This window comes from Bradyrhizobium sp. WSM4872, from assembly GCF_055811715.1.
In genome coordinates this window covers 111,127-133,992 of sequence record NZ_JBVVPT010000017.1, presented here as the reverse complement: position 1 = coordinate 133,992, position 22,866 = coordinate 111,127, and the positions used below count along the sequence as shown (strand labels likewise).

Sequence of the window (22,866 nt, the reverse complement as noted above, 5' to 3'; positions counted from 1 at the left end):
GACAAGAATTCAAAACAAGAATTAAAACGAATGAAAAAAGGGGAACGCCATGACCAGGAAGCAGTGGTTACTGTCCGGCTTCGTCGCCTTCACATGTCTTGCCTCGACCGCCGCCATATCAGGCCCGGTCGAGAACTACGCGCCGGTCACGGCGCAGCGGTTGGAAAACCCGGAGCCCGCCAACTGGATGCTTTACCGGCGGACCTATGACGGGCAGGGCTACAGCCCGCTCGACCAGATCAACACCTCGAATGTGAAGAACCTCACCCCGGTCTGGACCTTCGCGACCGGCGTCGTCGAAGGTCACGAAGCGCCGCCGATCGTCAACAACGGCGTGATGTTCGTTGCGACCCCGATGGGGCAGGTGATCGCGCTGAACGCCAAGACCGGTGACGAGTATTGGCGCTACAAGCGGCAGCTCCCCGACGATCTATTCCAGCTGCATCCGACCAGCCGCGGCGTCGGCCTCTGGGAGGACAAGCTCTATCTTGCCACCACCGACGACCATGTCGTCGCGCTCGACGCCAAGACCGGCAAGGTGGTGTGGGACACCAAGGTGCAGGACTACAAGAAGGGCCAGTACATGACCCTGATGCCGCTGATCGTCGACGGCAAGGTCATCGTGGGTGGCTCCGGCGGCGAGTTCGGCGTGCGCGGCTATGTCGCCGCCTATGATGCCAAGGACGGCAAGGAGCTGTGGCGGACCTATACCATTCCCGGCGAAGGCGAACCCGGCCACGACACCTGGCAGGGCGAGGATTGGAAGAACGGCGGCGGCTCGGCCTGGATGACCGGCAATTACGACAAGGACACCAAGACGATCTATTGGGGCGTCGGCAACGCCGCGCCGTGGCCCGGCGAGATGCATCCCGGCGACAATCTCTATACCTCCTCCGTGCTCGCGCTCGATCCGAACACCGGCAAGATCAAGACCTATCACCAGTATCACCAGAACGATTCCTGGGACTGGGACGAGGTCGAAGCGCCGATGTTGATCGACCTGCAACGCGACGGTCGCAACATCAAGAGCCTGGTCCATCCGGGACGCGATGCGATCTTCTGGATACTCGAGCGCACACCGACCAAAATCAACTACGTCGCCGGCTGGCCGTTCGTCTCCACCGACGTCTGGAAGGGCATCGACGCCGAGAGCGGCAGGCCGATCGTCGATCCCGCGCACAAGCCGATGGTCGGCAAGCGCGTGGAGTTCTGTCCGTCGCTGTGGGGCGGCAAGGATTGGCCGTCGGCGGCCTACAGCCAGAAGACCGGCCTCGTCTACGTGCCCGCCAACGAGAATTTCTGCGGCGGGTTCACCGGCGAGAAGGTTCCGCTCAAGCCCGGCGAGCTCTGGCTCGGCACCAAGCCGGAGGACATCGGCCTGAAGACGAAGCCGGGTGCCGATCATTTCGGCGAGCTCCAGGCTTGGGATCCTGCCACGGGCAAGAAGGTGTGGCAGCACAACTTCCCCAAGTCGCAGCTGTTCGGATCGGTGACGGCGACCGCAGGCGATCTCGTCTTCGTGGGCGGCACCAACGACCGCAACTTCCGCGCCTTCAACGCGAAGTCCGGCGAGCTGCTCTGGGAGCAGAAGACCAACTCCGGCATCATGGGCATGCCGGTGTCCTATGAGATCGACGGCACGCAATACATCGCGATCCAGTCGGGATGGGGCGTGGATGCGCAGCGCATCCAGGATGCACTCGTGACCAACGATATCGGCATCGAAGCCAACGTGCCGCAGGGCGGCGTGATCTGGGTGTTCGCGCTGAAGAAATAAGCTCCGCTGGCGGATCGAAAGAAGCGGAGTGTCAGGGGGCAAATGCGGCGGACGGCAACGTCCGCCGCATTTTGCGTCGGCGTTGTCCCTTCTCCCCTTGCGGAGAAGGTGGCGCGAAGCGCCGGATGAGGGGTTCTATCCGCGCATCACAAGGTGCAAGACTCGCGCAGGCATACCCCTCACCCAAGCGTGATCGTGGCCACCGGCGTCGCTGCCCTCTCCCGCAAGCAAGGGGAGAGGGCTCGGCGAAGAACTAGAGCCGATAATCACGGCGTCAAAACGCAGATGCGCAGATCGCTACTTCCCCTCGCGCTCGACCTTGTCCTTTGCCTTCTGGTTCATCTCGCGAACCTTGGGATCGGGATTGTGCTGCCCGGTGGTCTGGCTGGTCGAGGGCGGCGTGGCATTGGTGTTAGGGAGAGAGTTCTGGTCCGGCGTGCTGGGGCGCGTCGCGGTGGTCGGCGGCGCGGTGTTGCTCTGGGCGTATACGCCAGTGGCCGTCAAAAGAAAGGCGCTCGACAGCAACGGGACTGCGAGCGCCTTTGAGATATGGGTCATCGATCTGCTCCTGTCAGATCGATGCAAACGGCGCGAGGCCGCCTTGTGTTCCCGCCTTTACGCTTCCAATTGCTTGCCGAGCGGAAGGCTGCGGACGCGCTTTCCGGTCGCGGCGAAGATGGCGTTCATCAGCGCCGGCGCGAATGGCGGGACGCCGGGCTCGCCCACGCCGCTCGGCGGCGTGTCGGGTCCTGGCGGCACGATGTAGACGTTGGTCACCGCAGGGGATTCGTCGATCCTGAGGACCTGGAAGTCGTCGAAGTTCTTCTGCTGCACCTTGCCGTCCTTGAAGGTGATCTCGCCGTATTTGGCGAGACTGAGCCCCATGATCGCCGCGCCCTCGATCTGGGAGGCGATGCGCTCGGGGTTGACATAGGTGCCGCAGTCGATGGCGGTGTCCACCCGCGGCACCGTCAGCTTGCCCTTGTCGTCGATGGCCACCTCGACGATGGTCGCGATATAGCTGACGAAGCTGCGGTGCACGGCGATGCCGAGGCCATGGCCTGTCGGCACTTGACGGCCCCATTCGCCCTTCTCGGCGACCAGCTCGACCACCTTGCGCAGGCGCGCGGTGTCGATCGGATAGCTGTCCAAGGGCTCGCCGTAGTTCCACATGTCCTTCACAGCAGGCTTGACGATGCGCGGGCTGCCGATCAGCGCGAGCAGCGTCTCCTTCTGGTCGCGGCCGGTCGCATGGGCGATCTCGCCCACCATCGACTGGACCGCGAAGGCGCGCGGGATGTTCGAGACCGAGCGGAACCAGCCGATGCGGGTGAACGCCGCAGCCTCGGGGTTCTCGCAGGAGATGTTGGCGATCTCGAACGGCATGTCCACGAGGCCCATGCCGAGCTCGAAAGGCGCCTGGTGCTTTGCACCTGCCGCAAACGTCGAGCCGATGCTCGGGGCCACGCTGCGATGGCGCCAAGCGATCACTTTTCCGCTCTTGTCGAGCCCCGCCTCGATCCGTTCCACGGAGACCGTGTGCAGGAAATCGTGGCGGACGTCGTCCTCGCGCGTCCACTGCACCTTGACGGGCACGCCGAGCTCCTTCGACAGCAGCGCGGCCTCGAGCGCGAAGTCGCATTTCGACTTGCGGCCGAAGCCGCCGCCGAGCAGCGTGACGTTGACCGTGACGTTGCCCTCGGGAATGCCGAGCGTCTTCGCGACGTCCTCGCGCGTACCGCCCGGGCTCTGCACCGGCGCCCAGATCTCCGCCTTGTCACCCTTGACGTCGGCGACTGCCACCGGCGGCTCCATGCTGACATGGGCAAGATGCGGCAGATAATATTCGCCGACGACGACCTTGTCGGCGCCCTTCAGAGCAGCCTCGGCGTCGCCTTCCTGGCGCACCACAAGACCCGGCTTGCGCGAGGCCTCCTCGAGCTCCTTACGGTAGGCGACGGAATCGTATTTGCCGTTGGCGCCGTCGTCCCAGGTCAGCTTCAGCGCGTCGCGGCCCTTGATCGCCGCGCCGGTGTTGCGCGCGATCACGGCAACGCCGCCGAGCGGCTGGAATTTCGACGGCCACGGCCAGCCGCGCACCTGCATCACCTTCTCGACACCGGGGACCTTCAACGCCGCGTCCGGATCGAACTTGACCAGCTTGCCGCCGGTCACCGGCGGGCGCGCGATCACGGCATACTTCATGCCAGGCAGCCGCACGTCGGCGCCGTAACGCGCCTTGCCGGTGGTGATGTCGTGGAGATCGACGATGCCGATCTGGCCCTTGCCGAGATAGCGGAAGTCCTTGGGGTCCTTCAGCTTGAGCCCTTCGATGCTCGGCACCGATTCCTTGGCGGCATCGGCTGCGAGCTCGCCGAAGCCAAGCTTGCGGCTCGTCGCGCTGTGGACGACCTCGTGATTGACGGCCTTGACCTCGGTTGCCGGCACACCCCAGCGTTTCGCGGCGGCTTGCTCCAGCATGGTGCGGGCGGAGGCACCGATCTGGCGCATCGGCATCAAATAGTGCCGCGTGCTGCGCGAGCCGTCGGTGTCCTGGTTGCCGAACTTGACCTCGTCGCCATGGGCCTGTTCCACCTTGACCCGCGACCAGTCGGCTTCCATCTCCTCGGCCACGATCAGCGGCAGGCTGGTGCGCACGCCGGTGCCCATTTCGGCGCGGTGGGCGAGGATGGTGACGGTGCCGTCGGGTGCGACCGCGACGAATACGCGCGGATCGACCACGACGCCGTGCGGCATCTTGCCGGCGCCGGTCTCGTAGGCGAACGCCTGGCGCGACATCACGGGCGCCGCGAGCACGAAGCCGCCGGTGATGCCGAGCCCCTTCAGGATGCTGCGGCGCGAAACCTTCTCGACCTTGATGTTCTTCTCGAAGCCACGAAGCTTCTTCGGGTTGTCGATGAAATTCATGTCACACTCCCGTCGATGCGAGATGGACCGCATTCTCGATGCGCTGGTAGCAGCCGCACCGGCAGATGTTGCCGGACATCGCTTCGCGGATCTGGTCGTGCGACGGCTTTGGGTTCTCCATCAGCAGCGCAGCCGCCTGCATGATCTGGCCTGCCTGGCAGAAGCCGCATTGAGGAACGTTGACCTGCCGCCAGGCCTTCTGCACCGGGTGATCGCCGTTCGGATGCAGTCCCTCGATCGTCGTGACCTCGCGGCCGGCGACGTCGTTGATCGACGTGATGCAAGCGCGCACGGCTTCCTTGTCGACGATGACGGTGCAGGCGCCGCACAGGGCCTGGCCACAGCCGAACTTGGTGCCGGTCAGCCCGGCCTCATCGCGCAGGAACCAGAGTAGCGGGAGATCCGGGTCGCCGTCCCAGCTCTGTTCCTGGCCGTTGATCTTCACCTTGATCATGATCGTCCCTCGCTCTTCATAAGCTTGTTGATTTCAGATTTTCCAGATGCCGGTCGGTGCAATGTCCGCTGCGCGGCGTCGCATTCCAGCGGTCATCCCGCGCGGGCAGATCCCGGCAGGAATCAGGAATGCCAATGTCATGTCCGGATGTGTTCGATACCTCCCGTCTTGTTCTTGATTATTGAATTCGCGCGGCATCGTCACGTCGCGATCTTAGCAAGGATCGCTTCGGTCTAGCATTCACAGCCAAGTGTTCTCTAGTCAGCTGTTCTCGATGGGAAAAGATTGCAACGAAGGTTTGTCAAAAGCAGGGCGCCGCATCACGCCGCGCGCCTATCGAGATGGGCCCACCAAAAAAAGCTTCGTCCGCCAGAAGACCTGTGCGGACGAAGCAGGATGCCTCAGTCGAGGGAGGGAGAAACGCAGGCGCAGCGGACTTCAAGCAGGAAGCCGGCAGCCCTGCGCAGTCATTCAGAGACCAGGACTGAGGGAGCTCGCGGCCCCCACACAAGCGCAATCGAGAAGCGGCGGCATCGCCGCGATTGTCCCGGGCCGGCTCCGTCCGCTCGCTGGGTGTGGTGGAACCAGCGAGCGGGCGGGGCGCGGCAAACGTCAGGCGGCCTTTTGCCTAGGCGGCCTTTGCTCAGGCGGCCTTGGCCTTCGCTACATGGGTTGCGATCGCGTCCATTAGCGCCGGCGACAGGCAGTCATAGGGCTCAAGTCCGAGCTCTTTGAACCGAGCCCGTATTGCGCCCATCTGCTCCGGCTTCACGCCCGATTCGATCACCGACGAGACGAAGGCGGCGAATTGCGGCGCCTGCGAACCCTGTTCCTGGAACAGTTCAGGGTGGATGAAGTCGAGGCCGTAGAACGGGTGACCCTTGTTCTCAATGCGGCCGTACATGTGCGTGCCGCAGGCCTTGCAGGCGTAGCGCTGGATCACCGCCGACGGATCGACGATCTGGAGCTTGTCGCCGTTCTCGAGCACGGTGACGTTCTGGCGGGGTACCACGGCGACGACGGAGAAATTCGCGCCCTGCGGTTTCCAGCACTTGGTGCAGCCACAGGCATGGTTATGCGCGACGTCGCCCTTGACGGCGACCTTGACCTGATGGTCGCTGCATTTGCAGGCGAGTGTGCCGCCGGCGAAGCTGCCGCTGCCCTGTTTGATGCCGTTATCGATCGAGGGATGGAGTGCAACAGTCATGGGTCGATCCTCCTTGGGGTGACGCTTTTCGAGCTAGAACACGACGACTGAACGGATCGATTTACCCTCATGCATCAAGTCGAAGCCTTTGTTGATGTCTTCGAGCTTGAGCGTGTGGGTAATCATCGGGTCGATCTGGATCTTTCCGTTCATGTACCAGTCGACGATCTTCGGCACGTCGGTGCGGCCCCGCGCGCCGCCGAAGGCGGTGCCGCGCCAGTTTCGTCCGGTGACGAGCTGGAACGGGCGGGTCGCGATCTCCTTGCCGGATTCGGCAACGCCGATGATGATCGAGGTGCCCCAGCCACGATGGCAGGCTTCCAGCGCCTGGCGCATCACTGTGGTGTTGCCGGTGCAGTCGAAGGTGTAGTCGGCGCCGCCGTCGGTCAGGGTCACGAGATGCGGGACGATGTCGCCGGTGATCTTCTTGGGATTGACGAAATCGGTCATGCCGAACCGGCGTCCCCATTCCTCCTTGGAGTCGTTGATGTCGACGCCGATGATCTTGTCCGCGCCAGCCATCTTGGCGCCCTGGATCACGTTCAGGCCGATGCCGCCGAGGCCGAACACGACCACGTTGGAGCCCGGCTCGACCTTGGCGGTGTTGACGACGGCACCGACGCCGGTGGTGACGCCGCAGCCGATGTAGCAGCTCTTGTCGAACGGCGCGTCCTCGCGGATCTTGGCGACCGCGATCTCCGGCAGCACAGTGAAGTTCGAGAAGGTCGAGCAGCCCATGTAGTGGTAGATCGGCTTGCCCTTGTAGGAGAAGCGGCTGGTACCGTCGGGCATCACGCCCTTGCCCTGCGTCGCGCGGATCGCGGTGCAGAGATTGGTCTTCTGGCTAAGACAGCTTTTGCATTGCCGGCATTCCGGCGTGTAGAGCGGGATGACATGGTCGCCCGGCTTCACCGAGGTCACGCCAGGACCGATCTCGCGGATGATGCCCGCGCCCTCATGCCCCAGGATCGACGGGAAAATTCCCTCGCTGTCGAAGCCATCGAGCGTGTAGGCGTCGGTATGGCAGATGCCCGTCGCCTTGATCTCGACCAGGACTTCGCCGACCTTTGGTCCTTCCAGATCGACTTCGACGATCTCGAGCGGCTTCTTGGCTTCGAAAGCGACGGCGGCACGTGTCTTCATCTTAAACTCCTCAAATTCCAGCAGGGCGCCAGGAATCAGGTCCTGGTCGGGCTCCGCACGTTCACTTCTTGCCCATGCACGAATCTTCGTTCTTGGTATAGGCGTCGTTCTTGTCCTCGTGCTTGCCGGGTCTTGTGCGGCCCCAGGCCTCGTTGGAGCGGGCGCGCAGATAGACGTAGAGATCGTCCATGTAGCAGGCGACGTTCGGGTTATCGCCGAAGGCCGGCATCACGTTCTCTGCAGCAGTCGAGATGTTCTTGCGGCCGGAGGCGACGACGCCGAGAAAGTCGGCATAGCTCATCGTCTTCAGCGAATCCTTGAGCGCCGGGGCGTAGGTCGAGCCCATGCCATCCGGGCCGTGACACACATGGCAGTCCGAGTGATAGCGGCGGTATCCGGAATAGGTGTACCAATCGACGGATCCGTCAGTGATCTTGTAGGTCGGGTTGCCTTCCTTGTCGGACCATTCGCCGGTTTCGTTCTGCTTGACGGCGGTCGGGTCACCTGAGCCGTCCGCGACGGCAATTTCCCCGGACGCGACCAAGAACATCGCAGCAATGGCAGAGCAGATTTTACGCAAGAGATTTTCCTCGGAAGGCCTTCGGTGAGACGAGCCGGCGCGTGGAGTTGATCCACGCGCCGGAGCGATGCTGAGAGGTCTAGTTGGGCAGCGAGAACACGGTCAGCGTACCGCCAAGTGCCGTGTAGTTGCTGAGCGCCGCGTAGCCACCGACTGCGCCGAGACCGGCGGTCGGATCGGTCAGGCCTGCGGCCAGACCGATGCCGGCCCAGCCACCCACGCCGGAGAGCACTGCGATATACTGCTTGCCGCCGTTCTCATAGGTGGTGACGTTGCCGATGATGCCGGAGGGAGTCTTGAACTTGTAGAGCTCCTTGCCGGTCTTGGCGTCGACTGCCTTCAGGTAGCCTTCGAGCGTTCCGTAGAACACCACGTTGCCTGCGGTTGCGAGCGCACCCGACCAGACCGAGAACTGCTCCTTGTTCGACCAGACGATCTTGCCGGTCTTGCCGTCCCAAGCGATGAAATTGCCCATGTGGGTTTCACCCTGCGGCGGATACATCGAGAGCGTCGCACCCACATAGGGCTGGCCTGCGGTGTAGCTCACCTTGAACGGTTCGTAGTCCATGCAGACGTGGTTGGTCGGAACGTAGAACAGCTGCGTGTCCGGCGAGTAGGCTGCCGGCTGCTCGTCCTTGGTGCCGAGCGCGGCCGGGCAGATGCCCTTCACGTTGTGGTCCTCGCCCGCCTTGTCGGTCGAAGCTGCGTCGAGCACCTTCGGGCGGCCGTAGGTCGGCGAGTTCTTGTCCATGTCGACGCCGGAGGTCCAGTTCACCTTCGGATCGTACTTTTCAGCGACCAGGAGCTCGCCGGTGACGCGATCGAGCGTGTAGCCGAGGCCGTTACGATCGAAGTGCGTCAGCAGCTTGCGCGGCTGGCCGTTGATGGCCTGGTCCGAGAGGATCATCTCGTTGACGCCGTCATAGTCCCACTCGTCGTGGGGCGTCATCTGATAGACCCACTTGGCAACGCCAGTATCCGGGTTGCGAGCCCAAATCGTCATCGACCATTTGTTGTCGCCGGGACGCTGTTTGGGGTTCCAGGTCGAGGGATTGCCCGATCCGTAGTAGACGAGATTCAGCTCGGGATCGTAGGAGATCCAGCCCCAGGTGGCGCCGCCACCGATCTTCCACTGATCGCCTTGCCAGGTCTTGAGACTGGAGTCCTTGCCGACCGGCTTGCCGAGCGCGGTGGTCTTCTCGGCGTCGACCAGAATCTGGTTATCCGGCCCTTCCGAGTAGCCACGCCACGCCAGCTTGCCGGTTTTGATGTCGTAGGCGGTCATATGCGCCTGAACACCGAACTCGCCGCCAGAGATACCGATCAGCACCTTGTCCTTGACGACCATGGGAGCCGAAGTGCCGGTCTCGCCCTTGCTGGCGTCGCCGTTCTTCGCGGTCCATGCCACCTGACCGCTCTTGGCATCGAGCGCGACGAGCGTGGTGTCGGCCTGATGCAGGAAGATCTTGCCGTCGCCATAGGCCAAACCGCGGTTGACCGTATCGCAGCACATCACCGGGATGACATTCGGATCCTGCTTCGGCTCGTACTTCCAGACGATCTTGTTCTCGTTGGAAAGGTCAATAGCATAGACCTTGTTCGGGAACGGCGTGTGGACGTACATCATGTTGCCGATGATCAGCGGGCCGCCTTCGTGGCCGCGCAGCACGCCAGTCGAGAAGGTCCAGGCCACCTGGAGCTTGCCTACGTTTTGTGCGTTGATCTGGTTCAGCTTGGAATAGCGGGTGTTGGCATAGTCGCCCGTCGGCATCACCCAGTCTTTCGGGTTCTGCGACATCTTGAGCACTTCGTCGTTGGCCGACGCGCTGCCGACGGCGAGAGCCGCCGCGGAGCCGAGATAGGCCGCGAGTAGTACCTTGCGCATAGTCATTCCTCCATTGGTCTCGTTTATTTTTTCCGAAGCATTGCTAATCGCCGGGCTTTTCGTCCGGCGTCTGCTCGTGCAGGGCGGTCACGATTGGGACCAGAAACGATGCTGTGGTGTTTCCTCCTCCTGATGAGAGCCACGGGTCCACGTGCGGAGCGGCCCGTTCTTGTTGTTCCTGATACAATCCCTAACGACTTCGTTATCGGGAAACTTGCCCAAGAGAGAAGCTGGTTTGCTTGACAGCGCACGGGTCGGAAGTTTTTGATTTTGCAGTAGCGAATTCAGCGGCTTCCTCAACGCTTTGGGAGCGCCTTCAACGCTCAGGTTCCCCTTGACGGCGCTGCAACTAAGGCGGAGGATTAACTTTCAAGGGTGGCAATGGAACGATGGCGCTCGTTCTAGAAGATCGCTCAAAATCGAGGTAAACGTCACGCAATCACGGTTCAGGGCTCCGGCAGCGCGGCTCGCGATTCGCGTCAAATCTCCGGATCAAACCAGTGGCTGGATTAATGTCCGACACGATTCACACGCTCTCGACGACGGGAATGACGCCGAAACGTCAGATCCAAAGCTGGATCGACGGGCTGACCAGCCTGTGTGGGCATTTCGACGTCGATCCGCTCGAAGCGTCCTCGCTCGAGGGCCGCATCGACTACACCAGCGTCTCGCGCCTGAAGCTCTGCCAGATCGAGGTCAGCCAGCATCGCATCGCGCACACGCTGGCGCGCGCCAAGGCCAATGAACACCCTTATATCAAGATCCACTTCCAGACTTACGGTGTGTCTTATTTCGAGCAGGAAGGCCGCCACATCGAGCTGAACCCGGGCGACATCATTGCCTATGACGTCTCCTGTCCACATTCGATCATCAGCCCCGCTTTCACGCGCCACGACGTGGTGATCGTGCCGAAGGCGCTGCTGCGCGACCGCGGATTCCCGTCGCAGCGAATGCCCGCCTGCAAATTGACCTCACGCACGGGGACGGGGCGCATCGCCCATGATTTCGTGCATGCGACCTTCGACGAGGCGGCCAAGCTGTCGGCGAACAGTGCGGTCGGCGTGGCCGATTCGCTGATCGACCTCTTGCTGCTGCCGCTGCGTGAGGCCGACACGATGCTCGATCGCGTTGGGCCCGAAGCGACCTATGTGCGCGCGCAGTTCTTCATCCGCGAGCATTTGCGCGATCCGGATCTGTGCATCGACCAGATTTCCGGCGAGCTCGGCTGCTCCAAGCGCTATCTGCACATGCTGTTTTCGGAGCGCGGCACCACGGTGAGCGACTACATCTGGCAGGCGCGTCTTCAGAATTGCCGCCAGGAGCTCGAGGCCCACGCCGGCAAGACCATAACCGACGTCGCGTTCTCCTGGGGCTTCTCCAGCTCATCGCATTTCAGCCGGGTGTTCCGGAAATATTTCGGCGTGGTGCCGTCCTCGATCCACAAGGCGCAACAGGGCGCGGTTGCGGCGGACGAGCACTAGGCAAACGCCAGGTTCGGCGTCGACGACGACGGTTGACCCTCACGCGCCCGCGATGTCTCTCACGCCGATATGGCGATGTAGGGAATGCTTGTCAGGAGAGCGGCGAGCAGCACCGCATTGCCCAGCATTCCGCTCCAATGGAGCCGGCGCAGCCGGCGCGGGGCCTCGGCATCGCCGGCGTCCCTGGCGCTGAGCTGTTCGTCCATCCGTTGCATGAACCTGCGGCGTCCGTAGATCGCCAAGGCTGCAAGGAGGCCGACGCCCATTGCGGCGACCAGACGACCGTCGAGCAGGAAAGCGACCGCTCCGATGATTCCGGCAACGCGCATCACCAGAAAATGGGCATTGAACATTCCGCGCAAAAGCTGGGCGACGGGCTGGATATCTAGCCTCACCAGCAGGAAGGCCGGAGACGCCAGCGTGAAATAGCCCATCGGAAAGAGCAGGATGATCATGACGGCTACGGCGACGCCATCCGGTGTCATGGGATCGGCCTTTCTCGTCCGCGCCGGCGAGACCTTCCCGCCAGCGTCGCACAATCATAGCGGGAAAATACGTTTCCGGCACTAGGCTTTGATCGGATGCCGCGCCGCGAAGGGCGTCTTGCCTCGCGGTTCAGGCGGGTTCAAGGCCGAGCGACCGCGCGCTCTCGATCCAGATCGGCAGCTCGCGCCGATACAGCGCGTTGGTTTCGTTGAAGCCGATCGCGGGTTCGAGCACGAACGTGTTGAGCACCTCCTTCACCTTCGGATCGCCGTTGGCAGCCACGCAAAGCTCTGCCAGGCGGTCGACAACCGGCTGCGGTGTCGCTTTCGGCACGGCCCAACCGGAGAAGCCGCTGACGGTGAAGAATTTCGACGTCGCGCCCTGCTCGGGGAGGGTCTTGATATCAGGGATCGCGTCGACCTTCTTCGAATGCACCGCGAACACGGTGCCACGGTCGCTCTGCAAAACCGATTGCGCTGCCGTGTAGCTGCCCATGGCCACATCGAGCGTACCTTCCAGCATGCCCGTCCACATCGGGGCTTCGCCGCGATAGTGGATCGGCTCGATGGCAAGACCATACTGCTTGTTGAGCTCGTGGACCGTCATATGCGGGGCCGAGCCCGCGCTATAGGTGCCGAAGTTGACCTTGCCGCTCTGGCGCGCGAAGGCGACGAAATCCTCCAGCGTCTTGACGCCGGTTTTCGGGTTCGCCACCAGCAACAGGCCGGCGCCCGGAATGACGCTGACGAGCGTCAAATCCTTGTCCATGTCGTAGCCGGGAGTCTTCATCACCACCCGGTTCATGATGTAGGTGGTCGAGATCGAGCACAGGATGGTGTGGCCGTCGGGCTCCGCGCGGGCGACTTCCGCCGTCCCGATCGCGCCCGCGGCGCCGGGCTTGTTCTCGACGACGACGGTCTTTCTGACCTGCTTGGCAATGAATTCACCATAGGCGCGCGCGAGCAGATCGGTCTGTCCGCCGGCGGGATAGCTGCAAATCATGCGGATCTGCCGCGATGGCCACGCAGCCTGCGCCGAGGCGCCGCGCGAGACGAAAGGCGTCGCGAGTGTGGCGGTGCCGGCGGCAATGAAGTGGCGGCGATCGAGTTTTGGGGACATGATTCTCTCCCGGGTTGTCGCCGACGGTACTGCATCGGGTCGCCTCTGCCATGGGTAGCAGGCGAGACAGATTGGCGCATTCGAAGCCCGCGCTGTGCCTATTCGGGCGTCATCCGGACAATCGCACTTTTCGCATGACACGTAGCCAGACGATTTCGGTCAGCGCTACCGCAAGCAAGCCGAAGGTGCCGCCGATCAGCACGTTGAGGATGCGTTCCTCCGCGATGCCGCTGGCGCTGCCGGCGAAAGAGGCGGCCAGCGCGATGAAGAAGCAGCGCAGGCCGAAGCCGATGATGTAGCGGGAGAACGAGATCAACGTGAGGGTGGCCGCGAGAACCGCGAGGGCATAGCCGACCCGGCTTTGCGGCAGCACCATGCCGGCAAGGAAACCGAGCGGCACGCCGGCGACGGCGCCGATCGCCCGCTGCTTCAGCTTGCCGGTCGAAGCGGCGAGATCGCCGACCACGACGCTTGCGGCCGACCACATCACCCATTGGCCCTGCGCGAGATCGAAGATCTCGACCAGCGCCGCCGCAGTGAACACCGCAAGGGCGGTTGCCCCCGCGGGCGCAAACCACTCGGCCGCGGGTGGTCCGAACGAACTCGCGGCATCGCCGCACCGTCGCCGGTCGTAAATCCGGATGGCGCAGACCAGAGCCAGCGCGATCGGAGAGGACACGATGATCATGCCGGCATGGCGCAGGGCTTCCGAGGCGCTCACGCCCTCCCGCACCTCGCAGGCAAGATACACGGCGGGGATGAACACCCAATTCCCGAGCGTGCGGAAATGTTCGCCATAGCGCGTTACCGCGACCGCAAGGAATCCGGCAAGCGCCGTCAGCACTGCGAATAGCGGCTTGATCGGGCTCGCGAGGAACAGCGCGGCAAAGGTGAGGAGGATGGCGAGATAATGCCACGCGACGACTTTCGGCGGCAGGTGCAGCCTGAGTGCGGGAATGAGCAACGAGACCGCGATCAATCCGACATTCAGCAGCGCCGTCTCGCGCGCGATGAAATAGGCGGCGACCATCGGGCCGACGACGATCAGCGCCCGCACCAGCTCGCCGGTCTTGATTTCCCGGGCGAGGAGGTCGCGCAGGCTTGCGGCGGAAGGATTCACGATGCCACCAAAGGACCGTATGAAAACGGCGGCATCATAGGGTGCAGAATGTCGCCGAGCCAGCCATGGTTGTAGCGGGCCCATCGCCGACCACTTTATCCGTCATTCCGGGAGCCGGACGCTCCGGTCACCGCTGAATGATCTTCATCCAGACGTCGCCGAGGATCGCAGGCTCACGCGGCGGCAGATAGGTCAGCCCCGCCTGCCTGCCGAATTCGGCGATCTTGCCCTCGGCGGTAAGCCCGCTCAGCGCCTTGTTGACGGCGTCGATCAGCGCGGGATCGCTGACCAGCCCGACATAGCCGCGATTGGCCCCGATCGGATAGTAGTAGCCAGACGCGGTGATCGCCGTATCGGGGTGCGTAGCGCGATGGGCGTCGAGGCGGCCGAGGTCGATCAGCGCCGCGTCATAGTCGCCGCGGGCAAGTGCACCGAGGAGATCATCGCGGCCGGGGACGAGATGCGTGATGTCGTCGATCAGGCGCCCCTTGTCGAAGGTCATGAGGATCGCATCGCCGAGCGAGCCGCTCTCGATCACGAGGCGCAGGCCGGCGAGGTCGCCAATGTCGTCGATCTTGCGACCCCGCGCCTTCGGTCCGAGCACGACCGTCATCGGCGAGTAGACATAGGGCTGGCTTGGCGCGAGCACGCCGAGCGCGACGCGGCGGCGCCTGTCGTCGCGCGTGGCGCCGGCAAAATCCGGCAGGCGCGCCGTTTTCATGCCGGGCTTGACGAGGGAGTCCGTCGTCAGTGCGTAGCCGCCGACGAGCGAGCAGCGCCCGTCGGACAGCAGCGCATTGGCCTCGAGCTGCGGGCTCGAATCCTCGTCCAGCTTGCTCTCGAACCACTGGATCGTCAGCGGCCGTCCGAGCCGATCGGCGATCGCCTGCGCCAGCAGCACGTCGAAACCCGAGTCCGGCTTGCCCTTGTGGTGCACCGACAGCGGTGGCCGGTCCTCGTCGAGACAAATCTTCAGCGGGTCGTCAGTCGCGCGCGCGGTCGTAGTCGCCGCCGCGAGGATCGCGGCAATGCCCCACACGGCCAGCCAGCGCCTCATGGTTTTCTCCGGCTCGAGATGAAGGCCCAGAGATTCCCGATCTCCTCGTCGCTGAGAATGTCGGCCCAGGGCGGCATCCTGTTGTTCTTGCCGTTCTTCACGGTGGTGACGAAGCGCGTCTTGTCGTCGGGGAAGGCGCGCAGGTCCGGCGTGATGGTGCCGGGGTTCATCATGTTGGGGCCGTGGCAGTGCGAGCATTTCTCCGCATAGGTCGACTTGCCGTGGTCGATCTGCGCCTGCACGGGATTGCCGGTTGAATCATCGGCGGCACGAACGGTCGCCGCAAGCGCGACCGTCAGCACCGCGACGGTGGCGAGGATCGCCACCGTCTTGTGAGATAGCTTTCTCAGCATCGTGCCGTGGTTATTGCTTGACCGCAAAAACCCAAAGCGAGCCGCCGGGCGGGACTTTGGCCAGCCGTTCGTCGCCGGAGAACAGCGAGTAGACGCCGCCATAGCCGCTCGTCACCGCGACATACTGCACGCCGTCCTGCTGCCAGGTCACCGGTTGTCCCTCGATGCCCGAGCCGGTCTGGAATTGCCAGAGCTTCTTGCCGGTGTCGGCATCGAAGGCCTCGAACTCGCCGGTCAGCGCCCCCGAGAACACGACGCCGCCCGCGGTCGACAGCACGCCGGAGAAGCGCGGGATGTCGCTTGGTGCTTCCCACTTCGCCTTGCCGGTCATGGGATCGATCGCCTTCAGATGACCGCGCGGGCCGTCGCCCCATTCCCAGAGATCGGTGAGGTCCATGCCGAGATACCATTCACCCTGCTTGAAGGTGGCGGGTTCAGTCTTGTACCTGCCGCCGAAGGCGAGCGTGTTGGCGTAGGCGAGGCCGGTCTGCGGATTGAACGACATCGGCTCCCAGTTCTTGCCGCCGAGGATCGACGGATAGACTGTCACCTTCTTGCCCTCACGGGCGTCCTTCGAGACGTCGGTCTCGATGGGCCGTCCGGTCTTCATGTCGATTCCGGTCGCCCAGTTGACCTTCACGTAGGGATTGGCCGCGAGCAGCTTTCCGTTGGTGCGGTCGAGCACGTAGAAAAAGCCGTTGCGGTTGGCGTCCATCAACACCTTGGTCGGCTTGCCCTCGACGTTCATGTCGGCGAGGACCATCTCGGCCACGCTGTCATAGTCGAACGGATTGTTCGGCGAGAACTGGTAGTGCCACTTGATCTTGCCGGTCTTGGGATCCATCGCCAGCACGGAGCAGGTGTAGAGGTTGTCGCCCGGGCGCACCGCCGAGTTGAACGGTCCGGGATTGCCGATACCCCAATAGACCGTGTTCAGCTCGGGATCGTAGGAGCCCGTAATCCAGGTCGAGCCACCGCCGAGCTTCCAGGTGTCGCCCTTCCAAGTGTCGCCGCCGGGCTCATCGGGGGAGGGGATCGAATGGGTGCGCCACAGGTGCTTGCCCGTCGCGGGGTCCCAGCCGTCGATGAAGCCGCGGGTGCCGAACTCGGCGCCGGAGATGCCGGTGATCACCACGCCGTCGGCGACCAGCGGCGCCACCGTCATCGAATAGCCTTCCTTGATGTCGGCTGCCTTCTGCCGCCACAGCTCCTTGCCGTCCTTGGCGTCGAGCGCGACCACGTTGGCGTCGAGCGTGGTGCGGAACACCTTGCCCTCATAGAGCGCCGCGCCGCGATTGATGATGCCGCAGCAGACGATGCGCGGCGTTTCGGCGGGATATTCGACCTTGGATTTCCAGATCTGCTTGCCGGTCTTGGCGTCGACCGCCATGGTCGCGTTGTGCGACGTCACGTAGATCACGCCCTGGTAGACCAGCGGTTGGGATTCCTCGCTGCGATCGTCGTTGAAAGAGTAGTTCCAGACCGGGACAAGGTTCTTGACGCTGTCCTTGTTGATCTGGTTCAGCGTCGAGAAACGCTGAAGATTGTAGCCCATCCCGTAGTTGAGAACGTTCGATGTATCGGTCGCACCCTTGACCAGCTGCTCGCTGGTTTGTGCACTTGCACAAGTCGACGTAAGCATGACGAGGCTCGCGGCCATCGCAAAGCGTTTCATCCGTTCCTCCCAGTATGCGCGCCTATTGACGCTGCGACAGCAACACTCCGCCCGAATGCAAAACGCGTCAATACGAAAGTCGTAATTGCGACGCCGATATAGTGGGCGCCGGATGCCGTCATCTGACGGTGACCTGGCAAGCCACGCTCACTTGTGCGCAGGCGCTGAAGAAATTCCGCGGCATGGAGCAGGGCGCGTGCGCGACGGCAGCGGTCGGGGCGACGGGTTCCGCAAGTTGTGCGGTGCGCAGGCTGCAATTCGGGGCTTGAACGGAGGCTCGCTTGTGGACTTATGTCGTTTCGATCCGGCTCGAATCGGAGCCCTTGGTCAAGGAGGTTTTCATGATATCGCGTCGCTCTGCTGCACTTGCGCTCACGATTGCGCTGATGTCCGGTCCGGCATGTTCGGCCTCCGGCAACGCAGTCAAGACGTTCGATACCGATAATGACGGCACGCTTGATCTTGCCGAGGTGAAGAAGGCGGCGGCTGCGTTGTTCGCCAAGCTCGATCCCGATCACGACGGCACGCTCGACGCCCGCGAATTGCGCGGACGGTTAACGGCGAAAGAACTCGCCGCCGCCGATCCCGATCGCGACGGGACTCTCACGCTGGACGAATATCTCTCGGTGGTGGAGCAGCGCTTCAACGCGGCGAATCCCGACAAGGATGGAACGCTGGATGCGAAGGAGCTGAACTCGCGCGCCGGCCGCGCGCTGCTGCGCTTGTTGCGGTGAGAACCGGGCCGCTTGACTGGGAGCGAAGGCGAGTTGCCCCAGAGAGAAATTTGCAAGCGCGATGCGACAGTTCGCTGTGTCAACGGCGCGATTCCAGACTTGCGCTGTGTCTGACGCAGCCCTAGGTTTTGGCCGGCGCGATGTCGCGCTCAATCCCTTGGGAGTCCCCGAATGGCCTGGAAAGCTCCGAAGATCGTGGAAGTGCCGGTCGGCATGGAAATCAACATGTACGCCTGCGCTTTGCGCAAATAAGACTGCAAGTAAGACTGACGATCTGCCGCGGCTTCGATGGCAACCACCGTCGAAGCCGTGGTAGTGTCGGGGATGCGCGCGAGAGCCCTTACATTCTGGACCATAGCCGCCTGCACTGTCGCGCTCGCGCCGGCATGCGTCAGCGCCGAAGAGGGCTTTGATACCGAGCACATCTTCGGCTTCATGATCGGCACCGATGTCGGCAATCCCGGCGAGCGCGAATTCCAGACTCAGACGACAGGACGATTCGGCAAAGGTGGCGGGACCTATCGCGCGCTGTCGCAGGAGGTCGAGATCGAGATCGTGCCGCTGCCGAACTTCCGCATCGAGGTCGGCGGCACGGCCACGCTGCACGACATCACCGGCGTCCCCGATATCGGCGACCGCCGCCAGTTCAATTTTCAGGGCGCTTCGCTCGACCTGCGTTATCGCCTGCTCGATCGCGAGCGCGCGCCATTCGGATTGACTGTCGCCGCCGAACTCCATGGCGACCGCATCGACGAGACTTCTGGCGCAAAAGGCCGGATGTACGGTACCGATTTCACGCTCGCCTTCGATCGCGAGCTGATCCCGAACTTCGCCATCGGGGCGCTCAACCTGATCTATCAACCCGAATGGGCGCGTTTCGAGATGGCGGGACTGTCCGAAAAGAGTTCGACCATTGGCGCGGCCTTCGCCGGCCTGGTGCGCGTGCGGCCCGACGTGCTGCTCGGCGGCGAGGTCCGCTACTTCCGGCAATACGAGGGCATCGGCCTGGGCGAGTTCGCGGGCCAGGCACTCTTCGTCGGTCCGACCGCTTATTTCCAGCTTTCCGAGCGCTCGCGCCTGACCATGAGCTGGAGCATGCAGGCCTGGGGCCGTCCGGCCGGATCGGGCGGCAATCTCGACCTCGTCAATTTCGAGCGCCACCAGGCGAGGCTGGTCTTTGGAATTAATTTCTAGCGCTCGCGCCTCGGTTGCGGAGAGAGTTGACCGGCAATTCCCGCTTATTTCACGCGACCGGATTGAAACTTCCCGCTCCTCGGAACGTAATCTTTTGTGCTATTCTTCATCGCCTCTGCGAGGATCCCGGCATGAACCCGATCGACCTGGTGGTGACTGTGTGTGCGGTGCTCTCGCCCGCGACGTGCGAGGAGCAGCATCTGGTGTTCAACTATGCGGGGTCGCCGACGCAATGCGCGATGGCCGCGCCGCCCTATATCGCGCAATGGGTCGGCGACCATCCGAAGTGGCAGGCGGTGCGATGGCGCTGCGAATATCCGCACCCGAACGACAAGGCGTGAAGCCGCCGGCGTTACTTAGTGCAGTCCTTCAGATCCTTGTCGGCGATCGAGAACACCGCATCCGCCTTGATCTCGATGTCGCGCACGATGCACTGCCGTGCATTGGGATAGCTGACCCTGGCGTCGTAGCGGCCGGGCTCGACGCCGGTGATGCGCAGCCGCTCGTCGTGATCGACCTCCTTGTCCTTGTCGTTCAAGCACTGGTTCGGCCCCCACTCGGTCTTCCCGGCCGGCGAGAGCTGGAAGCCGGAGATCGTCTCCGTCGTCAGATTCCAGAGCCGGATACCCTTGCCTTTGGCCTGCGCGAGCGCCGCGCCCGGCATCGCAACCAACAGGATGCCGATCGCAATCAGCGTACGCCGCATGGTGATCCTCCCGCGAAGATGTCGTTGGTCCAATTGACCATGAGTTCTCATTTCGATTCAAGCTGCAACGCGGCGAGCTCGGCCCTGATCTTGCCGAGTTCGGCCTCGCTGCGCTCCGCGCGCGGGATGGCAATCGGCACCTCCCGCACGATGCGCGCCGGTCGCGGCGACAGCAAGAACAGGCGGTCGCCGAGCCGGATCGCGTCGTCTAGGCTGTGGGTGACAAGCAACGTCATCACCGGACGGCGCGCCACCAGCGTCGCGATCTCGTCGCGCAAACGGCCGGCGAGAGCATCGTCGAGCGAGGCGAGGGGCTCATCGAGCACGAGCAGGTCAGGCTCGACGGCAAAGGCGCGGGCGAGCGCGACGCGCCGGGCGAGGCCCAGTGACAATTCGCCCGGAAAATGGCTGCGATGCGCATCCAGCTCCAGGATCCTGAACAGCTCGGCGAGCTTGGCGTCGGTGACATCGGGTGCCGCAAGCCGCACATTCTGCTCGACCGAGCGCCATGGCAGCAGTCTCGGCTCCTGGAAAACCATGCCGATCCGCGCTTCCGGTGGGCGCGAGACGCGCCCCTCGAAATCGCAGTCGAGCCCGAGGATGATGCGCAGCATCGTGCTCTTGCCGCAGCCGGAGGGACCGATCAGCACGCCGACCTCGCCGGATTGAAGCGCGAAGCTGATCGGCGCGAGCACCTCCTGCGTTCCGCCCGCGGCACTCCTGAAGCTCTTGCCTGTGATATCGACCTCAAGCCGCACGGGGTCGCCACCGTGTTGCGCGGGCTTCGAACGGTTGCACCAGCGCGGTTTCGATCACGAGCACAACGGCGGCGAATGTCAGGGAATAGGCGAGCAGCCGTGGCGTATCGAACAGCTGGAAGGCGACGCCGATCTCGAAGCCGACGCCGTTGGGTCGCCCCAGGAGTTCGGCGACCAGCACGATCTTCCACACCAGCGACAATCCGGAGCGGGCTGAGGCCGCGATATAGGGCGCCAGTTGCGGCAGCACGACGTGGCGGAAGGTGCGCCAGGGCGGCATCGCGAACACGCTCGCCATGTCGTCCAGCGAGCGGTCGAGCGCGCGCGCGCCCTCGCGCAGGGTGACGATGGCGGTCGGCAGCTTGTTGATGGCGATCGCCGCGATCGCTGCGGCCTCGGTGAGCCCGGCCCAGATATAGGCCAGCACGATCACGACCAGCGCGGGCAGGTTCAAGAGCAGGATCAGCCAGGGATCGCCGAGGCGGTCGGCGAGCTTCACCCGTCCCATCAGATAGCCGATGGCGCTCCCGAGTGACATCGCCAGCACGAAGGCGAGGCTTACGCGGGCGAGCGTGGCGCCGAGATGCAGGAACAGCGCGCCGCTCGATGCTTCCGCGATGACGACGTCGAGCACGGCGGGCGGAGAGGGCAGCTTTGCGGCGCCGACGAACAGGGCGGCAATCCACCAGATCGCAAGCAACAGGGCAAACGACAGAAGACGCAGCACCTCAGTCTCCGGCAACTGCGTGATAGAACGTGCCGGGATCGAGCTCGGCGGCCGGGCCCACGAGGTCGCGTCCGCCGGTCTCGGCCAGTACGCGGTAGAGCACGCGCGCGTCCTTTTCTTCGTCGTCGATGCTCCGGCGCGGAATGCCGTCGCGATAGCGCTCGCGATAGGTCTTCAGCATGGTGGCATCGCTCGTGCCGGTGAGCGGCGCGATCTTGTCCCAGGCGGCATCCGAGGTCACCAGCAGCTGCTTGGCCTTGCGGGTCATCGCGATGAAGCGCGCCACCGCCTCGCGATGATTTGCTGCCCAGCTTTCGTCGAAGACATAGCCGACTGCAGAGACCGCGCCCTTGGCGCCGAGTTTCGGCAATATGTCCTCGATGCCGGCAAGGCGGCGGAAACCCTTGGCCTCCAGCTGTGCGCAGAAATTCCAGAAATTGAGGCTCGCATCCATCTCGCCGTCCAGCGCCTTGGCGGCGATCAGAGGCGGAGCACCATAGACGATCGTCGCCTCGGACTTCAGGTCGATGCCGTCCTGCTTCATGCGCGCCTGGAGCAGCAGCCAGCTCTTGTCGATGGGACCACCGCCGACGGCGAGCTTGCGGCCCTTCAAATCGGCGAGCGACTTGATCGGCGAGGAGGCCGGCACCATCACCGCGCCCAGCGCGCTGGAATAGGGATAGAAAGTGAGCTTGGCGCCGAGCGTGCGCTCGCGCGACACCCACAGCCAATCGGACAGGATGATGTCGGCATTGCCGGCGCGCAGGGCGATCTTGCCGGCCTCGGGGCTCGCAAGCTCGGTGACGTCGAGCGACAGGTCGGCCTCCTTGTCGAGGCCGCCGGCGCGGATCGCGGCCAGCTCCCAGGAAAATGTTCCGGTCTTCTGCACCGCAAGGCGGATCGTATCCGCGGCGCGGCCGGGCCCGGCTAGTGTCAGCGCCAGCGTCACCGCGAGCGCCAATGATCGACCAAATACTCTCATCACCTTGTGAGCCGTTTCCTCTGATAGGGTGCTTTTCAGGACAATACGCATAGCATAGCTTCCGTCGCAACCAGCGGGAGGACGCTCATGAATCTGGCCGGACAGCTACGACCGATTGTCGCCGCATTGGCGGTGTGGGCTGCGACCGCGCTCGCTGCGCAGGCTGAAGAGGCCAATGATTATCCGACGTCGGCGCGTGCCGAGTATGTCTATGGCTGCATGAAGGCCAATGGCGAGAGCCGGCAGGCGATCGAGCAATGTTCCTGCTCGATCGACGTGGTGGCCTCGATCGTGCCCTATGAGCGCTACGTCACCGCGGAGACGGCGCTCAGCATGTCCCAGGTCCGCGGTAATCTCGGCGTCCAGTTCCGCACGTCAGAGCAGGCGAATTCCGCGGTGAATGACCTCAGGCGCGCGCAGGCGGAAGCCGAGGTGAGGTGTTTTTGACCGCTGCCGCGCTGCTTCGCTTCCCTCGTCAAGGTCGCCGGCGTAGCTTCGAT

The 22,866-nt window shown here is 63.6% G+C and carries 25 protein-coding genes; 7 read left to right on the top strand and 18 right to left on the bottom strand.

Annotation, left to right across the window (positions count from 1 at the left end):
• Positions 1 to 49: 49 nt before the first annotated feature.
• On the top strand, positions 50 to 1,777 hold the full coding sequence (locus tag AC0L3C_RS22490) for a methanol/ethanol family PQQ-dependent dehydrogenase (RefSeq protein ID WP_473264957.1): 1,728 nt from the start codon (positions 50 to 52) through the stop codon (positions 1,775 to 1,777).
• 297 nt (positions 1,778 to 2,074) lie between these two features.
• On the opposite strand, the gene AC0L3C_RS22485 is transcribed toward AC0L3C_RS22490, so the two are convergent.
• The 8 genes from AC0L3C_RS22485 to xoxF5 all read right to left on the bottom strand — a co-directional run bounded on the left by AC0L3C_RS22485 (position 2,075) and on the right by xoxF5 (position 9,974).
• On the bottom strand, positions 2,075 to 2,335 hold the full coding sequence (locus AC0L3C_RS22485) for a hypothetical protein (protein ID WP_473409006.1): 261 nt from the start codon (positions 2,333 to 2,335) through the stop codon (positions 2,075 to 2,077).
• Positions 2,336 to 2,392: 57 nt separating this feature from the next.
• Positions 2,393 to 4,705 carry a xanthine dehydrogenase family protein molybdopterin-binding subunit gene (locus AC0L3C_RS22480; RefSeq protein WP_473409005.1) on the bottom strand — a complete coding sequence of 771 codons (2,313 nt, stop codon included), beginning with the start codon at positions 4,703 to 4,705 and terminating at the stop codon, positions 2,393 to 2,395.
• Between the two features lies 1 nt (position 4,706).
• Positions 4,707 to 5,159 (bottom strand): (2Fe-2S)-binding protein, encoded by a 453-nt coding sequence (locus AC0L3C_RS22475; protein WP_473281884.1) that lies wholly within the window; start codon positions 5,157 to 5,159, stop codon positions 4,707 to 4,709.
• A gap of 33 nt (positions 5,160 to 5,192) precedes the next feature.
• Positions 5,193 to 5,363, bottom strand: a complete 171-nt coding sequence (locus AC0L3C_RS22470; protein ID WP_473264953.1) for a hypothetical protein — start codon at positions 5,361 to 5,363, stop codon at positions 5,193 to 5,195.
• Between the two features lie 439 nt (positions 5,364 to 5,802).
• On the bottom strand, positions 5,803 to 6,366 hold the full coding sequence (gene gfa, locus AC0L3C_RS22465) for an S-(hydroxymethyl)glutathione synthase (protein ID WP_473281880.1): 564 nt from the start codon (positions 6,364 to 6,366) through the stop codon (positions 5,803 to 5,805).
• A 33-nt stretch (positions 6,367 to 6,399) separates the two neighbouring features.
• Positions 6,400 to 7,509: an S-(hydroxymethyl)glutathione dehydrogenase/class III alcohol dehydrogenase gene (locus tag AC0L3C_RS22460; RefSeq protein WP_027566533.1), complete on the bottom strand. Its 1,110-nt coding sequence runs from the start codon at positions 7,507 to 7,509 to the stop codon at positions 6,400 to 6,402.
• Between the two features lie 61 nt (positions 7,510 to 7,570).
• On the bottom strand, positions 7,571 to 8,059 hold the full coding sequence (locus tag AC0L3C_RS22455) for a c-type cytochrome, methanol metabolism-related (protein WP_473264977.1): 489 nt from the start codon (positions 8,057 to 8,059) through the stop codon (positions 7,571 to 7,573).
• A 109-nt stretch (positions 8,060 to 8,168) separates the two neighbouring features.
• Positions 8,169 to 9,974, bottom strand: coding sequence for a lanthanide-dependent methanol dehydrogenase XoxF5 (xoxF5, locus tag AC0L3C_RS22450; protein ID WP_473264951.1), 1,806 nt, complete (start codon positions 9,972 to 9,974; stop codon positions 8,169 to 8,171).
• 512 nt (positions 9,975 to 10,486) lie between these two features.
• Here xoxF5 and AC0L3C_RS22445 point away from each other — a divergent pair.
• Positions 10,487 to 11,455, top strand: a complete 969-nt coding sequence (locus AC0L3C_RS22445) for a helix-turn-helix domain-containing protein (RefSeq protein WP_007601369.1) — start codon at positions 10,487 to 10,489, stop codon at positions 11,453 to 11,455.
• A 59-nt stretch (positions 11,456 to 11,514) separates the two neighbouring features.
• On the opposite strand, the gene AC0L3C_RS22440 is transcribed toward AC0L3C_RS22445, so the two are convergent.
• From AC0L3C_RS22440 to AC0L3C_RS22415, 6 genes are all read right to left on the bottom strand, one after another.
• Positions 11,515 to 11,940 (bottom strand): hypothetical protein, encoded by a 426-nt coding sequence (locus AC0L3C_RS22440; RefSeq protein WP_473409004.1) that lies wholly within the window; start codon positions 11,938 to 11,940, stop codon positions 11,515 to 11,517.
• A gap of 130 nt (positions 11,941 to 12,070) precedes the next feature.
• Positions 12,071 to 13,060, bottom strand: a complete 990-nt coding sequence (locus AC0L3C_RS22435) for a Bug family tripartite tricarboxylate transporter substrate binding protein (protein ID WP_473409003.1) — start codon at positions 13,058 to 13,060, stop codon at positions 12,071 to 12,073.
• A gap of 109 nt (positions 13,061 to 13,169) precedes the next feature.
• Entirely contained in the window at positions 13,170 to 14,180 is a 1,011-nt protein-coding gene (locus AC0L3C_RS22430; RefSeq protein WP_473409002.1) for an FUSC family protein, read from the bottom strand.
• A 127-nt stretch (positions 14,181 to 14,307) separates the two neighbouring features.
• Positions 14,308 to 15,237, bottom strand: a complete 930-nt coding sequence (locus AC0L3C_RS22425; protein WP_473409001.1) for a substrate-binding periplasmic protein — start codon at positions 15,235 to 15,237, stop codon at positions 14,308 to 14,310.
• Positions 15,234 to 15,590, bottom strand: coding sequence for a c-type cytochrome (locus AC0L3C_RS22420; protein WP_473264945.1), 357 nt, complete (start codon positions 15,588 to 15,590; stop codon positions 15,234 to 15,236). Before AC0L3C_RS22420 ends, AC0L3C_RS22425 begins: the two co-directional genes overlap by 4 nt.
• Positions 15,591 to 15,600: 10 nt before the next feature.
• Complete coding sequence (locus tag AC0L3C_RS22415; protein ID WP_473264944.1) at positions 15,601 to 17,265, bottom strand: methanol/ethanol family PQQ-dependent dehydrogenase; 1,665 nt, start codon at positions 17,263 to 17,265, stop codon at positions 15,601 to 15,603.
• 341 nt (positions 17,266 to 17,606) lie between these two features.
• On the opposite strand from AC0L3C_RS22415, the gene AC0L3C_RS22410 reads away from it, so the two are divergent.
• The 4 genes from AC0L3C_RS22410 (at position 17,607) to AC0L3C_RS22395 (ending at position 19,534) form a co-directional block, all read left to right on the top strand.
• A complete protein-coding gene (locus tag AC0L3C_RS22410) occupies positions 17,607 to 17,999 on the top strand; it encodes an EF-hand domain-containing protein (protein WP_473281872.1) in 393 nt (130 codons plus the stop codon).
• Positions 18,000 to 18,170: 171 nt separating this feature from the next.
• The gene (pqqA, locus tag AC0L3C_RS22405) at positions 18,171 to 18,251 is read left to right on the top strand and encodes a pyrroloquinoline quinone precursor peptide PqqA (RefSeq protein ID WP_018460299.1); all 81 of its coding nucleotides are present in this window, start codon (positions 18,171 to 18,173) and stop codon (positions 18,249 to 18,251) included.
• Positions 18,252 to 18,287: 36 nt separating this feature from the next.
• Positions 18,288 to 19,193, top strand: a complete 906-nt coding sequence (locus tag AC0L3C_RS22400) for a hypothetical protein (RefSeq protein ID WP_473409000.1) — start codon at positions 18,288 to 18,290, stop codon at positions 19,191 to 19,193.
• Positions 19,194 to 19,324: 131 nt separating this feature from the next.
• Positions 19,325 to 19,534 carry a hypothetical protein gene (locus AC0L3C_RS22395; protein WP_027566545.1) on the top strand — a complete coding sequence of 70 codons (210 nt, stop codon included), beginning with the start codon at positions 19,325 to 19,327 and terminating at the stop codon, positions 19,532 to 19,534.
• 11 nt (positions 19,535 to 19,545) lie between these two features.
• On the opposite strand, the gene AC0L3C_RS22390 is transcribed toward AC0L3C_RS22395, so the two are convergent.
• The 4 genes from AC0L3C_RS22390 to AC0L3C_RS22375 are packed head-to-tail and all read right to left on the bottom strand — an operon-like array spanning position 19,546 to position 22,366.
• The gene (locus AC0L3C_RS22390) at positions 19,546 to 19,899 is read right to left on the bottom strand and encodes a hypothetical protein (RefSeq protein ID WP_085350566.1); all 354 of its coding nucleotides are present in this window, start codon (positions 19,897 to 19,899) and stop codon (positions 19,546 to 19,548) included.
• A gap of 47 nt (positions 19,900 to 19,946) precedes the next feature.
• Entirely contained in the window at positions 19,947 to 20,657 is a 711-nt protein-coding gene (locus AC0L3C_RS22385) for an ABC transporter ATP-binding protein (RefSeq protein WP_473281870.1), read from the bottom strand.
• Positions 20,647 to 21,384 carry an ABC transporter permease gene (locus AC0L3C_RS22380; protein ID WP_473281868.1) on the bottom strand — a complete coding sequence of 246 codons (738 nt, stop codon included), beginning with the start codon at positions 21,382 to 21,384 and terminating at the stop codon, positions 20,647 to 20,649. Before AC0L3C_RS22380 ends, AC0L3C_RS22385 begins: the two co-directional genes overlap by 11 nt.
• 1 nt (position 21,385) lies before the next feature.
• Complete coding sequence (locus AC0L3C_RS22375) at positions 21,386 to 22,366, bottom strand: ABC transporter substrate-binding protein (protein ID WP_473408998.1); 981 nt, start codon at positions 22,364 to 22,366, stop codon at positions 21,386 to 21,388.
• Positions 22,367 to 22,453: 87 nt separating this feature from the next.
• Here AC0L3C_RS22375 and AC0L3C_RS22370 point away from each other — a divergent pair, with 87 nt between their 5' ends.
• On the top strand, positions 22,454 to 22,813 hold the full coding sequence (locus tag AC0L3C_RS22370) for a hypothetical protein (RefSeq protein ID WP_007601391.1): 360 nt from the start codon (positions 22,454 to 22,456) through the stop codon (positions 22,811 to 22,813).
• Positions 22,814 to 22,866: the final 53 nt, after the last annotated feature.